Here is a 12,637-nt window from a genome sequence, read left to right on the forward strand (position 1 = left end):
CCTGTCACCGCGACATACCCACGGCGATACCAACCTGACCAAGCCCTGCTGGGACGGGTCCCGATCCGATATGGCCGGCATGGTGGAGCAGTATTTGAATTCCGGTCGGATCAGCGCGCGGCGTCATGGGGGAGCGCGATCACAACACGGCGAACGTGCGGGCGCCAGAATCCGCACCTGACCGGGTTCAGAGCGAATGGCCTGCCCCTGCTTGCGAGCTATCACCGGTGGTCCCATACTCATAATCGCCATGCTTTCTGCCACCAAGACAGGGACAGCGCGCTATGCCCATGACGATCAAGCTGCAGGTTGTTGAAATCGTCGGCAACTTTACGTCCGCGGTTCCCGTAATGACCATCACGGGCAACCTTTTCGGGGTGTCCGATTCTGCCCAGCGGGACATCTTGGAGTTCCCGAGTGGCGGCATCACCGTTCGCAAGGGGGAGCCTGTAAGAGTCTCCGAATTGGTTTCGGAATTCCAGATGGAGGAAAGCTTCACGATCGGAACCTCGCTCGATCCTCCTTTTATTTCGAGAACCATACGCTACGGTGGGACTTTGCAGTCCATCGATACCGACGACACTTTCGGTGAGGTGTTCAGAGAGCTGACAAATCTGACAGCACCCACGGTCGGCCTACCGGCGCGCGAGCGGGTCCTTACGTTCATCGGCGGCAATCAATCGATTGCCGTGCACTTCACAGAGGAAACAACCAACGCATTTTGAGCTCGTTGGCGCGCTGCATGATCCGCCGCACTCCAGCAGAGCCCGGTCACGCTCGCACCCCGTCCTTGCCGGCGGTTCCGGTGTGCTGCCGCGACAGACAGGCCGACGCGTCGCCGTCCTTGAGGAAACTCGTGGGCCGGCGGCGGGCCCGACCGGTGGGGACGGCCGGGGGCCGTCAGCCCTCCAGCGCGTCCAGCAGCCCGGCGCGTTCCGCGTCGGCGAGGGCCCGCAGCTGGCCGGGGGTGACGCCGTCGGGGATCGGCACCGGCGCGGGCGTGCGCAGCGGGGGCTGCCAGCCCGTCTCCGGCTGCCAGCGGCGTACGACCTTCGCGGGCGCGCCCGCCACCACCGCGTGGTCCGGCACCTCTCCCCTGACGACGGCGCCCGCGGCCACCACGACGTTGCGGCCCAGCTTCGCGCCCGGGAGGATCACCGCGCCGGTGCCGAGCCAGCAGCCGGGGCCGATCTCGACCGGCTCGCTGCGCGGCCACTGCCGGCCGACGGGCTCGTGCGGGTCGTCGTAGCTGTGGTTCGTGGACGTGATGTAGACACCGGGGCCGCAGAAGACGTCGTCGGCTATCCGGATGTGGGTGTCGGCGATGACGTGGCTGCCGCGGCCGAGGACCACGCCGTTGCCGAGGACGAGCAGCGGCTCGCTGCCGAGGTCGAGGTCCGGCATCATCCCGGCGGTCAGCGTGACCTGCTCGCCGATGATGCAGTAGTCCCCCATCCGGATCCACCGCTCGCCGAAGATCGTGCCCTGCGGGAACGCCAGCCGCGTACCGGTCCCGATCGCGCCGAAGCGCAGCCGTCCGGGGGTCTGCGCGGTGACGGCCCCGGCCTGCTGCATCCAGCGCCAGGCCGCGTGGACGGCGCGGTTGGCGGCCCGCTGCCGCCAGGATGAGAACGTGTTTCTGTTCTTCGGCACCCCGACACGGTAATGGCCGCCGGCCCGGGCGTCCGGGCCGGCGGCCTGTGATCTTCACCCCACCGGCGTGCCGTCACCCGGCCGGCAGGCGCGCCCGCGGGCGGTGGGTGGGGGTCAGCCGCCGAGCGCCTCGCGGTGCCCCTTCACCAGCTCCTGGTACATCAGCGCGTTGAGCTTGATGCCCTCGCGCTCCTCGTCCGTCAGCTGCCGCCGCACCTTCGCGGGCACACCCGCGACCAGCGAACCGGGCGGGACGACCATGCCCTGCGGGACCAGCGCCTGGGCGGCCACCAGCGAACCGGCTCCGATGTGCGCGCCGTTGAGGACCGTGGAGCCCATGCCGATGAGGACGTCGTCCTCGACCGTGCAGCCGTGCAGGATCGCGTTGTGGCCGACGGAGACCCGCTCGCCCACGGTCACCGGGAAGCCGGGGTCGACGTGCACGGTGCAGTTGTCCTGGATGTTGCTGTCGGCGCCGATGACGATCGGGCCGCAGTCGGCGCGCAGCACGCCGTGGTACCAGACGCTGGCGCCGGCCGCGAGGGTGACGTCGCCGATCACGACGGACGTGGGGGCGGTGAACGCCTCCGGGTGGACCTGGGGCTCCTTGCCCCCGACTCCGTGGACCAGTGCCTGCTGCGCCATCGCCTTCTCCTTGCCGTACCGCATCGGTTTCTCGCTGCGCGCCCACCTGCACGGTAGGCGATGGGGGCGCGGCGTCGTCGGCCGGGGCGGCGGCGGCCGGGACCGCCGGTCGCGGGACGGCTACTCGGCGGGCGCGGCCGCGGGCTCGACGGTGCCGGGCGTCGCTCCGGCCTCCGCCTCCGCCTCCGCGGCGGCCTTCTTCGCCCGCTGCTTGATGACCAGCATCGACGTCAGGCCGACGAGCACCGCCAGCACCAGGCCGAGCCACGAGAAGCGCTTGAGCCACGCCTCGGCGACCACGCCGACGTAGTAGATCACCGCGGTGGTGCCACCGGCCCAGACGATGCCGCCGAGCACGTTGGCGGTCAGGAACTTCCAGTAGGGCATCTGCAGGACGCCCGCCAGCGGGCCGGCGAAGATCCGCAGCAGGGCGACGAAGCGGCCGAAGAACACGGCCCACATGCCCCACTTCTGGAACGACCGCTCGGCGGCGGCCACGTTCTGCTCGCCGAAGTGCTTCGGGAAGCGGCGCCCCAGCCGCGCGAGCAGCGGACGGCCGCCCTTGCGGCCGATGGCGTAGCCGATCGAGTCGCCGATGATCGCCCCGGCGCTGGCGCAGGCGCCGAGCACGAGCGGGTCGATCTGGTGGTTCTGGGAGGCGAGCAGCGCCGAGCTGACCAGGATGATCTCGCCCGGCAGCGGGATGCCCAGCGACTCCAGGCCGATCACGAGTCCGACCAGGACGTAGATGCTGACCGCCGGTACGGTCTCGAGCCATTCCTGGATGTGCACCGGTAGGTCCTCCGCTTCGCTGGGGCGCGGCCCCGGTGCGCGCCCCTGCGGCACCTCCGGCAGCCTACCTGTTCGAACCCCGGGCGCCCGGCGCCGGCCGTCAGCGGTCCGGCGCCTCCCGGACGACGGCCCTGGCCCGCAGCGGCAGCTCCCGCGAGGAGCGCCCCACGTACACGGTGCGGGAGCCGGTGCCCAGCACCCAGGCGTGCCGGGCGGGGTCCCAGGACGAGAGGGTGCGCGGTTCGACGGTGACGGCCACGCGCCGGGCCCGCCCGGGTGCGAGCGTGAGCCGGTGGTAGCCGGCCAGCACGCGTACGGCCTGGTCGAGGTGGAGGTCCGGGGAGGGTCCCACGTACACCTGGGCCACCTCGGTGCCGCGCCGCTTCCCGGTGTTGCGGACGGTGAACTCCACGCGCAGCCCGCCCGGCCCGGGCAGCAGCCGCAGGTCCTCGTAGCGGAAGGTCGTGTACGACAGCCCGTGCCCGAACGGGAACAGCGGGGCCACGCGCTGGGCGTCGTACCAGCGGTGGCCGACGTGGATGCCCTCGGTGTACTCCTGCCGGCCGCCGACGCCCGGGTAGCGCACGGGGTCGCCGGCGACCGGGTGGACGCCGTCGGCGGTGGGGAAGGTCTGGGTGAGGCGGCCGCCGGGGTCCTCGTCCCCGAAGAGCACGGCGGCGGTGGCGGCGGCCCCCTCCTGGCCGGGGTAGTACATCTGGAGCACCGCTCCGGTGGCGGCGAGCCACGGCATGGTGGTGCTGGACGAGGTGTTGAGCACCACGGTGGTGCGGGGGTTGGCCGCGGTGACGGCCTCGATCAGGCGCTGCTGGCCGCCGGGCAGGGCGAGGGTGGTGCGGTCGCGGCCCTCGGTGGCGTCCTCGTACGCGAAGAGCACGACGCTGTGCGCCGCCCGGGCCGTCCGCACGGCCGCGTCGAGGTCGGCGGCGCGGGTGGCGCCGCTGGTGTGCCGGAGCCGGAAGCGCTGGCCCGCTGCGCCGCCCTGGGCGGTGACGGTGAGCCGGTGGGTGCCCTTGGTCAGGCGCAGGGTGCTGCGGCGGACGGTGAGTCCGTCGGGGGCGGTGCCGAGCAGGCCGCCGGCGAAATGGTCTGCGACGCCGGCCCGGGCGGGGAAGACCTCCTTCCCGTCGAGGGTGACGGCCGGCCGGCGCCCGGTGTAGTGGACGAGCAGGGTCCACTCGTCGGCGGCGGGGAGGCCGAGGACGCCCTCGTACGTCCAGGTGCGGCCGGCCGCCACGCGCCGGTCGTCGAGCGCGGGAGCGGGGCTGAGCGCGGCGGCCGGCAGCGGCCTGCCGTACAGGTCCTCGCCGAGGGCGTACGTGACCTTCGCGTCCTTCACGGCCCGGGCCGCCCGGGCCCGGAGGGCGGTCAGCGGGCCGTCGGCCCGGTCGGGCACGACGTGGGCGCTGCCGCCGCCGCTGACGAAGGGCACGCCGCCGGTCGGGCCGATGACGGCGAGGCCGCGGGCCGCCGGCCCGGCGAGCGGCAGGGTGCCGCGTACGTTGCGCAGCAGGACGGCGCCGGCGACCGCCACCTTGCGGGCCGTCCGGGCGCCGGCCGCCGCATCGCGGACGGGCCGGGCCGGCGGCGTGCCGTCGAGCAGCCCGAACCGGTCGAGGGTGGTCAGGATCCTGCGGACCGAGCGGTCGAGGGCGGTCACGGGGACGGTGCCGTCGGTGACGGCCTTCTTGAGGCCGGCGCCGAAGTGCGTGCCGCCGGGCATCTCCATGTCGAGTCCGGCGGTGACGGCGGCCGTGCTGTGGGTGGCGTCCCAGTCGGACACCACCCAGCCGGTGAAGCCCCAGCGGGTGCGCAGCTGCTCCTCGAGCAGCTGCCTGTTCTCGCACGCCCAGGTCCCGTTGACCTTGTTGTAGGCGCCCATGACGGAGCCGCAGCCGGCGGCGACCGCGGACTCGAAGCCGCGCAGCTCGGTCTCGTGCAGGGTCTGCTCGGAGGCGACGACGTCGACGGAGGTGCGGCCCTGCTCCTGGTTGTTGAGGGCGTAGTGCTTGACGGTGGCGACCAGGCCCTCGTCCTGGATGCCGCGGACCACCTCGGCGACCAGGTCGGCGGTGAGTTTGGGGTCCTCGGAGAAGGTCTCGAAGTTCCGGCCGGCGTACGGGGTGCGGATGAGGTTGACCATCGGCGAGAGCAGCACGTCCTGGCCGAGGGCGCGGCCCTCGCGGCCGATCACCCGGCCGTACTCGCGGGCGAGGCCGGGATCGAAGGCGGAGGCGAGCAGCACGGGGGCGGGCAGGGCGGTGGCCCGCGCGGTGACCCGGACCCCGGCCGGGCCGTCGGCGAGCCGCAGGTCCGGGATGCCGAGGCGGGGGACGCCGGGCACGTACCCGGCCTGCCCCAGCGGCGCGGGGTCGCGGGCGCCGTGCAGGAGGCCGATCTTCTCGTCGAGGGTGAGCTTCTCGAGCAGCGCCGCGACCCGGGCCTCGCTGCCGGGCCCGGCCGGTCCTGCAGCGGGACGGGCGGCGCGGCCGGCCTCCTCGGCGGGTGCCGCGCGGGTGCCGGGGCCGGGGTCCGGGAGGGGCGCCCCGCAGGCGGCGGCCCCCGTCACGACGCCGGCGGCGCCGAGCAGGCGCATCGCGGTACGGCGGGACACGGCCTCGGCCATCGGCGTTCACTCCTCGCGCTGCCTGCCACCGCGCCACCACGCGGCGGTACGGCACGGAAGTGCGGGCAGCCCCGCGCCGGAACTCCCCGCGCGGGCCACTGTGCTCCCCGGCCGGCGGCCGACACGGTCGGCGCCCCGGGCAACGCACGGTCGGGCTCCGGGATTAACCCGACTGACGGGCACGCGCGCCCCCCGCGCGGGCGCCCACCAGATCCCGCACGCCGGGCAGGGCCGAGCCAGGCCGGGCAGCGCAGGGCAGTGCCGAGCCGGGCAGGGCCGAACCGGGCAGGGCCGAGCCAGGCAGGGCCGAACCGGGCAGGGCCGAACCAAACAAAACGGAACCGAACAGAATCGAAATGGGGCACGGCCGAACCGAAGCGAAATGGGAACGAACGAACCGAACCGAACCGACGGCAGCATCTCCACCCCCGCGCCGCCCCGTGGTGTGTGGGGCAGGCGCTTGAACCGGTATGGCAGGCTGGTCCGGAGGCAGGCCCGGGCCGGAGGTGGCCGAAGGCCAGGCCGAAGGCCCAAAGCCTCCGGGGTGGGCCTGCCGCAGGGCCTGCAGGCCATACCGGCTCAAGCGCCGCGGGGACCCACACACCGCGGGGCGGCCCACGAAGCGAGCCCACCCCGACACCGGATGCCCCTACGAACGGCGGCACCCGTCACGCCCCCACACCCGCACCCACCCACACCCGCACCCACACGCACCCACCCACACCCGCACCCGCCCTTGCCCCGCCCCCGACGCCCCCACACACACCACGAGCCCCCACCCCGGGACGCCCCGGACGGCGGGGGCGCCCCGACGGCGGGGGCTCGTGGCAGACCTGCACCGCAGGATCAGGAGTTGGGCCGCAGCGTCCAGATCACGGTCATCTCGCCCGACACGGCCTCGTCCTCGCGCCGGATCTCGATCTTCACCGGGAACTCGGGACGGCCGCCCGCGTCCAGCTCGGCGACGACCTCGGCGGCCGGCCGGCCCAGGGTGGCGGTGGCGGTGACGACGCCCTTGGCGACCTTCTTGTAGCCGATCTCGGCGCGCACGGCGAGCGGCACGGCGCGCGAGAGCTGGTCGCCGAACGCGGCGATGACGATCGCACCACTGGCGGACTCGGCCAGCGTGAACATGGCGCCCGCGTGCGGGCCGGCGATGTGGTTGTGGTACTCCGGCTGGTCCGGCAGGCGCAGCACGGCGCGCTCCGGCGTGGTCTCCAGGAACTCCAGGTTCAGCGTCTTGACCATCGGCACGGTGGCCGCGAGCAGTTCGCCTACGTTCATCTGATCTGCGCTCATGGGCGTGGATGTTACCCACGAGTAGGCAGCGTTGGCCAGACCTGGTCCGGGGGCGGCCGTAGCCCCTGTCACCGGGCCCCTCTATGGTTACGAGCCATGTGGCCAGGACAGCAGCCGCCCGGGGGCGAGCAGAACCCGCAGGACGGGAACCAGAACCAGGGCGGGACCCAGAACCCGCAGGACGGGAACCCGAACCCGTACCAGCAGCCCGCCCAGCCCGGGTCGGACCAAACCCCGAACCCCTATCAGCAGCCCGCCCGGCCGGGCGGTTACGGCTACCCGCAGCAGCCGCCGGCCCCGCCCCAGGGCGGCGGTTACGGCTTCCCGCAGGACCAGCCCCCCACCCCGCCCCAGGGCGGCGGTTACGGCTTCCCGCAGGACCAACCGCCCGCGCAGGCCGGCGGATACGGCTTCCCGCCCCAGCAGCCGCCCGCGCAGGCCGGCGGTTACGGCTACCCGCAGCAGCCGGACCCGACCAACCCGTACGCCCAGCCGCCCGGCTTCGACCCGGCGAACCCGTACGCCCAGGGCGCGCCGCAGCCGCAGACGGTCGAGGGCTGGCAGTACGCGCAGCCGGGCTACGACCAGGGCGCCAGCGTCCCCTCCGGCCGCCGCAAGACCACGATGGTGGCGATCATCGCCACGGCCGTGGTGGTCGTGGCCGGCGCCGTGATGGGCGCCTACGTCCTCACCCAGGACAAGGACAAGGACAAGAACGAGGCGGACGGCAAGCCGAGTGCCACGCCGTCGGCCAGCTCCCCCGCCTCGCCCACCGCGAACCCGCGCGCCGGCGGCGAGGTCAAGCCGGTCATCCCGGGCTGGAAGGTGGTCGTCAACCCGAAGTACGGCACGGCCTTCGACGTGCCGCCGGAGTGGCGGGTCGCCAAGCCCGACACCTACTCCGGCTTCGCCGACGAGAAGAAGAACGACGGCCTGCCCGTCATCAGCTTCTCCGCACCCGCCTTCTACAAGGAGAAGTGGTGCGAGGTCGACAGCGACAAGGACGGTGACACGGAGGACTACTCCCTGGCCGGCACCGGCACCAAGGGCGCCCAGGGCGCCAAGGACACCGCCACCGCGGCCTACAACGAGGCCGGCAGCTGGGTGTGGGCGGCGTACGCGCAGAAGGCGCCGAAGGGCACCGTGAAGGTCGCCAAGGCCAAGCCGTTCACCACCAAGTCGGGTCTGACGGGCCACTACGCCACGGCCAAGGCGAGCAAGCTGAAGAAGGAGCACAAGTGCTCCACCGACGGCAAGTCCATCGCCTTCAGCTTCCGCAACGCCAAGGGCGACTTCTCGACCTGGGTCCTCTACGGACCCGACCACGTCAAGGACGAGCTGTCCGGCACCGTCATCAAGAAGATCCTGAGCAGCGTCCGGCTCACCACCGGATGAGTTCCGCAGGTCGCTTCACCGCGGCCCGCCCCTCCTGGGCGGGCCGCAACTACACCCTGCTGACGGCCGCCGCGGTCGTGACGAACCTGGGCTCCCACGGCGCCCTGATCGCGGCGGCCTTCGCCGTGCTCCAGTCCGGGGGCTCGGGCGGTGACGTGGGCCTGGTGGCCGCCGCCCGCACGCTCCCGCTGGTCCTCTTCCTGCTGATCGGCGGGGCACTGGCCGACCGGATGCCCCGGCACCACGTGATGGTCGCGGCCAACGCCCTCAACTTCCTCTCGCAGGGCGCCTTCGCGCTGCTCGTGCTCGCCGGCGAGCCGCGGCTGTGGCAGATGATGCTGCTCTCCGCGCTCGGCGGCACCGGCCAGGCCTTCTTCAACCCCGCCGCCGAGGGCATGCTGCTCTCCAGCGTCTCCGGGGAGCAGGCGGGTCGGGCCTTCGCGCTCTTCCGGATGGCGATGAACGGCGCCGGCATCGGCGGGGCCGCCCTGGGCGGCGCGCTGATCGCCGCGGTCGGCCCCGGCTGGGTCCTGGCGGTCGACGCGGCGGCCTTCGCGGTGGCGGGCGCGCTGCGCGCGTTCCTCGACGTCAGCCACGCACCCGAGCGGGCGGCCGGCGGCGGCATGCTGGCCGATCTGCGCGAGGGCTGGCAGGAGTTCGTGTCCCGGCCGTGGCTGTGGAGCATCGTGCTCCAGTTCTCCGTCGTGGTCGCCGTCGTCGGCGCGGCCGAGTCGGTGTACGGGCCGCTGGTCGCCCGGGACCACCTCGGCGGGGCGGGACCCTGGGGGCTGGCGCTGGGCACCTTCGGCGCCGGGACCATCGCCGGGGCGCTGCTGATGACCCGTTGGAAGCCGCGGCGGCTGCTGCTGGTCGCCACGGTGTGCGTGTTCCCGCTGGCGTTGCCCTCGGCCGCGCTGGCGGTGCCGGCGCCGGTGGGCGTGCTGTGCGCGGTGATGTTCGTCAGCGGTACGGCGATCGAGGTGTTCGGCGTCTCGTGGATGACGACGATGCACCAGGAGATACCGGAGGAGAAGTTCTCCCGGGTGTCCGCGTACGACTGGTTCGGCTCGCTGTCGATGCTGCCGCTGGCCACCGCGGTGGCCGGGCCGGTGGAGTCCCTGGTCGGCCGGACCTCGGCGCTGTGGGGGTGCGCCGCGCTCGTGGTGACCGTCACGGCCGCGGTGCTGGCGGTGCCGGACGTACGGCGCATGACGCGGCGCACCGTTCCGGCGCCGGTGGCGGGCGGGGGCCAAACGGCTACCGAGGACGTCGCCGGATCGGCCGAAGGCTGGACCGCGGACGGGTCCGGCGGAGGCGCCACGACGAGCCGCGCGCCGGGCACCGCGCCGAGCGCCCTGCCGGGCACCACACCGAGCGCCCCGCCGAGCACCCCGCCGGGCGGCGCGTCAGCCGATGCCGAAGGCCCCGTCCGGCGGCTGGGGTGACGGGGCGGCCGCCGCGTCGTCCACCGGCCGGGCGCCCGCGATGAACCGGGTGACCGCCGCGCCCTGCTCGACCCGGGCGGGGAACGCGTCGGCCGCGCACCACCGGGCCACCGGCGCGAGGTCGCGCTCCGTGTGGGCGGCCAGCAGGACGGCGTTGCCGAAGCGGCGGCCGCGCAGCACCGCGGGCTCCGCGATCAGCGCGACGTACGGGAAGGCGGCGGTGAAGTTCGCCAGTTGCGAGCGCAGGAAACCGAAGGGCGCCCCGTCGGCGAGGTTGGCCGCGTAGATCCCGGTGGGGCGCAGCACGCGGGCGACCTGGCGGGCGTACTCGACGGACGTGAGCTGCGCGGGCACGCGGGAGCCGCCGAAGACGTCCGCCACGATCACGTCGGCGCTGCTGCCGGGGGCCGCCTCGATCCAGGCGCGGGCGTCCTGGACGTGGACGGTGGCCCCGCTGAACGGCAGCCGCTCCTGGACCAGTTCGATCAGCGCCCGGTCGTACTCGACGACGTCCTGGCGGGAGCCGGGGCGGGTGGCCGCCGCGTACCGGGGCAGGGTCAGCGCCCCACCGCCGAGGTGGACGAGGTCCAGCGCGGTGCCCTCGGGCGCCGCCCAGTCGATCACGTGGGCCAGCCGGCGGGCGTACTCGAACTCGACGTGCCGGGGGTCGTCGAGGTCCACGTACGACTGCGGAGCGCCGTCGAGGGTGAGCAGCCAGGCCCGCTCGCGGTCCACGTCGGGCATGAGCTTGGCCGTGCCGCTGTCCACTTCGCGCATGACGGGTACCGGTTCGTCCACCCGGCCATTGTCGCCGGTCGCGGCGGCGCGCCGGTACGGGCCCCGGTCCAGCACGGAGCGCGGCACCGCGGTGCCGAGGCCCTGCCCCTGGAAGTCCGTCACGCCCGATCCGTCCACAGCACGGCGGCCTCGGCGGCGTGCTCGGCGGCCTGGGCCAGGCCGGCCCGGGCGGCGGGGGCTCGGTGGGCGGGGTCGAGGACGTTGCGCCCGAAGGCCCGCTTCGCCTCGCGCGAGGGCGTGATCAGCAGTACCCGCGAGCCCTGGGCCCGCAGCTGCTCGGCGTGCGTCCGTGCGGACGTCAGCACCCCGCCGCCCGCGGCGATCGGGGCCAGGATCACCACGCGCCGGTAGCCGGCGGCGAGGTCCGCGTTGGTGCCCGAGCGGGTGCCGCCGTCGATCCAGCGGCGGCCCAGGGCGGTCACCGGGGGCCACACGCCCGGCACGGCGCAGCTCGCGCCGACGGCGGCGACCAGACCGGCGCCGCTCTCCCGGTCGAAGGCGCGGAACTCCCCGGTGAGCGCGTCCACGGCCGTCACGAGCAGCCGGCGCTCGGGCCACTCGTGGGAGACCAGCCGGTCGCCGATCACGGCGAGTCGCTCGGCCTCGTCGGCGGTGCCCGCCTCCAGCGCCATGGCGCCGATGGTCGCGCCGTACGCCTCGGGGGTCCTGGAGCGCAGCACGGCGACCGCGTAGCGGGCCAGCAGGCCCGGGCCCATCCGCGCCGGGATCTCCCCCGACGGGTCGCCCAGCTGACGCTCGTACAGCTCGGCCGGGGTCAGCAGGCCGGAGGCGAGCTGCGCGCCGACCACCGAGCCCGCCGAGGTGCCGACGACCAGGTCGGCGGTGGAGAGGTCGGTGCCCGCCGCGGCGAGCCCGTGCAGGATGCCCGCCTCCCAGCCGACCCCGGTGAGCCCGCCGCCGCCCAGCACCAGTGCCGTCCCGCCCATCCCGGCCCCCGTCCGTCCCGTCCGCCGCCGTCCCGGCCGCGGACCACCGTCTGCGTACGCCCGCAGTCTCGCGCACCCCCCTGTCCGCGGATAGCCCGGGGTCCACGGCCGCCCCGCTCCGGCCGCGGCTCAGAGGTTCTTGAGCGCCTCGCGGACCGAGAGGGGCGAGAGCCGGTCGCGCGCACCGTCCACGAACGCGGCCACCGCCGCCGGGTCGGTCTTGGCGTACTCCCGCAGGCTCCAGCCGATCGCCTTGCGGATGAAGAAGTCCGGGTGGTCGGCGCGGCGCAGGCAGTACCCGAAGAGGCGGTCGCGGTCGGTGGCGGCCTGGTAGCGCAGCTGGTGCAGGAGGGCGGTGCGGGCGAGCCAGAGGTCGTCGTCCTCGATCCACGCGTCCATCACGGCGGTCAGCGCCGGATCGGCGGCCACGAGCGGCCCCACGGTGTGGGCGGCGAGCAGGTCGACGGTGTCCCACCAGGGCACGGTGACGATCAGGTGCCGGACCACCGGCAGGAACCCGGACGAGCAGCGGCTCGCGTACCGGCGCAGGTAGTCGACGGCGAAGTACTGGTACTCGCGCTCGGGCAGTCCCCAGCAGCGCAGCGCGATCGCGGCGCAGTCCGCTTCGGTGGGGCGGGCGGTGCCCAGGAGCACCTCGCGCGAGAGCGTGCGGCGCAGCGGCGTCGGGATGCCGAGGAAGGGCGCGACGTCCTTCATGTACGCGGCGGCCGAGGCGGCCCGTACGGGATCGGCCGCGGTGGGGTAGACCGCCGTCAGGCGGGCCAGGACGATGTCGGCGAGCCCGCTGGCGGGGACCGTGGGAGCCGGGGCTGCGGCGTCGCGGGCCGGTCCGGCGGGGGTCGGCATGAGGTCCAGGTTACGGCGGCCCCGCGGTGGCTTCGGCTAGCCTGCCCGGATGCCCCTCCCCGCCGCCCGGCCGCCGGTCGACGCCCCCGCCCGTACCGCGGCCTCCCCCGCGGCGGGGCGGCCACCGTCCGTACGCACGGCCGCCGCCCCGG

11 protein-coding genes are annotated in these 12,637 nt (G+C 74.3%); 3 read left to right on the forward strand and 8 right to left on the reverse strand.

Going from position 1 to position 12,637, the window contains the following annotated elements; genetic code table 11:
• Nucleotides 1-290: 290 nt before the first annotated feature.
• Entirely contained in the window at nucleotides 291-725 is a 435-nt protein-coding gene (locus ACIQCH_RS14115) for a hypothetical protein (protein WP_402580939.1), read from the forward strand.
• Between the two features lie 175 nt (nucleotides 726-900).
• Here the strand turns inward: ACIQCH_RS14115 and ACIQCH_RS14120 are convergent, their stop codons facing one another.
• From ACIQCH_RS14120 to ACIQCH_RS14140, 5 genes are all read right to left on the reverse strand, one after another.
• Nucleotides 901-1,653, reverse strand: coding sequence for an acyltransferase (locus tag ACIQCH_RS14120; protein WP_402580940.1), 753 nt, complete (start codon nucleotides 1,651-1,653; stop codon nucleotides 901-903).
• A gap of 114 nt (nucleotides 1,654-1,767) precedes the next feature.
• Nucleotides 1,768-2,298: a gamma carbonic anhydrase family protein gene (locus ACIQCH_RS14125; RefSeq protein ID WP_402580941.1), complete on the reverse strand. Its 531-nt coding sequence runs from the start codon at nucleotides 2,296-2,298 to the stop codon at nucleotides 1,768-1,770.
• Nucleotides 2,299-2,418: 120 nt separating this feature from the next.
• On the reverse strand, nucleotides 2,419-3,090 hold the full coding sequence (locus ACIQCH_RS14130; RefSeq protein WP_402580942.1) for a DedA family protein: 672 nt from the start codon (nucleotides 3,088-3,090) through the stop codon (nucleotides 2,419-2,421).
• A 100-nt stretch (nucleotides 3,091-3,190) separates the two neighbouring features.
• Entirely contained in the window at nucleotides 3,191-5,734 is a 2,544-nt protein-coding gene (locus tag ACIQCH_RS14135; RefSeq protein WP_402580943.1) for a beta-glucosidase, read from the reverse strand.
• An 846-nt stretch (nucleotides 5,735-6,580) separates the two neighbouring features.
• Complete coding sequence (locus ACIQCH_RS14140) at nucleotides 6,581-7,033, reverse strand: DUF4442 domain-containing protein (RefSeq protein WP_402580944.1); 453 nt, start codon at nucleotides 7,031-7,033, stop codon at nucleotides 6,581-6,583.
• A gap of 96 nt (nucleotides 7,034-7,129) precedes the next feature.
• On the opposite strand from ACIQCH_RS14140, the gene ACIQCH_RS14145 reads away from it, so the two are divergent.
• Both ACIQCH_RS14145 and ACIQCH_RS14150 read left to right on the forward strand, forming a co-directional pair.
• Nucleotides 7,130-8,428 (forward strand): hypothetical protein, encoded by a 1,299-nt coding sequence (locus ACIQCH_RS14145; protein WP_402580945.1) that lies wholly within the window; start codon nucleotides 7,130-7,132, stop codon nucleotides 8,426-8,428.
• Entirely contained in the window at nucleotides 8,425-9,873 is a 1,449-nt protein-coding gene (locus ACIQCH_RS14150) for an MFS transporter (protein WP_402580946.1), read from the forward strand. Before ACIQCH_RS14145 ends, ACIQCH_RS14150 begins: the two co-directional genes overlap by 4 nt.
• On the opposite strand, the gene ACIQCH_RS14155 is transcribed toward ACIQCH_RS14150, so the two are convergent.
• From ACIQCH_RS14155 to ACIQCH_RS14165, 3 genes are all read right to left on the reverse strand, one after another.
• The gene (locus tag ACIQCH_RS14155; protein WP_402581000.1) at nucleotides 9,835-10,671 is read right to left on the reverse strand and encodes a spermidine synthase; all 837 of its coding nucleotides are present in this window, start codon (nucleotides 10,669-10,671) and stop codon (nucleotides 9,835-9,837) included. The two genes, ACIQCH_RS14150 and ACIQCH_RS14155, sit on opposite strands and share 39 nt — an antisense overlap.
• 98 nt (nucleotides 10,672-10,769) lie before the next feature.
• Nucleotides 10,770-11,618, reverse strand: coding sequence for a patatin-like phospholipase family protein (locus ACIQCH_RS14160; protein ID WP_402580947.1), 849 nt, complete (start codon nucleotides 11,616-11,618; stop codon nucleotides 10,770-10,772).
• A 129-nt stretch (nucleotides 11,619-11,747) separates the two neighbouring features.
• On the reverse strand, nucleotides 11,748-12,485 hold the full coding sequence (locus tag ACIQCH_RS14165; RefSeq protein ID WP_402580948.1) for a DNA alkylation repair protein: 738 nt from the start codon (nucleotides 12,483-12,485) through the stop codon (nucleotides 11,748-11,750).
• Nucleotides 12,486-12,637: the final 152 nt, after the last annotated feature.

Source organism: Streptomyces sp. NPDC093225, from assembly GCF_044753805.1.
Taxonomy (GTDB): Bacteria; Actinomycetota; Actinomycetes; order Streptomycetales; family Streptomycetaceae; genus Streptomyces.

What these genes read in the sequence shown, in the direction of transcription:
- ACIQCH_RS14115 (WP_402580939.1), top strand. Translation starts at nt 291, where the DNA reads ATGACGATCAAGCTGCAGGTTGTTGAAATCGTCGGCAACTTTACGTCC.
- ACIQCH_RS14125 (WP_402580941.1), bottom strand. Translation starts at nt 2,298, where the DNA reads ATGGCGCAGCAGGCACTGGTCCACGGAGTCGGGGGCAAGGAGCCCCAG.
- ACIQCH_RS14135 (WP_402580943.1), bottom strand. Translation starts at nt 5,734, where the DNA reads ATGGCCGAGGCCGTGTCCCGCCGTACCGCGATGCGCCTGCTCGGCGCC.
- ACIQCH_RS14140 (WP_402580944.1), bottom strand. Translation starts at nt 7,033, where the DNA reads ATGAGCGCAGATCAGATGAACGTAGGCGAACTGCTCGCGGCCACCGTG.
- ACIQCH_RS14145 (WP_402580945.1), top strand. Translation starts at nt 7,130, where the DNA reads ATGTGGCCAGGACAGCAGCCGCCCGGGGGCGAGCAGAACCCGCAGGAC.
- ACIQCH_RS14150 (WP_402580946.1), top strand. Translation starts at nt 8,425, where the DNA reads ATGAGTTCCGCAGGTCGCTTCACCGCGGCCCGCCCCTCCTGGGCGGGC.
- ACIQCH_RS14160 (WP_402580947.1), bottom strand. Translation starts at nt 11,618, where the DNA reads ATGGGCGGGACGGCACTGGTGCTGGGCGGCGGCGGGCTCACCGGGGTC.
- ACIQCH_RS14165 (WP_402580948.1), bottom strand. Translation starts at nt 12,485, where the DNA reads ATGCCGACCCCCGCCGGACCGGCCCGCGACGCCGCAGCCCCGGCTCCC.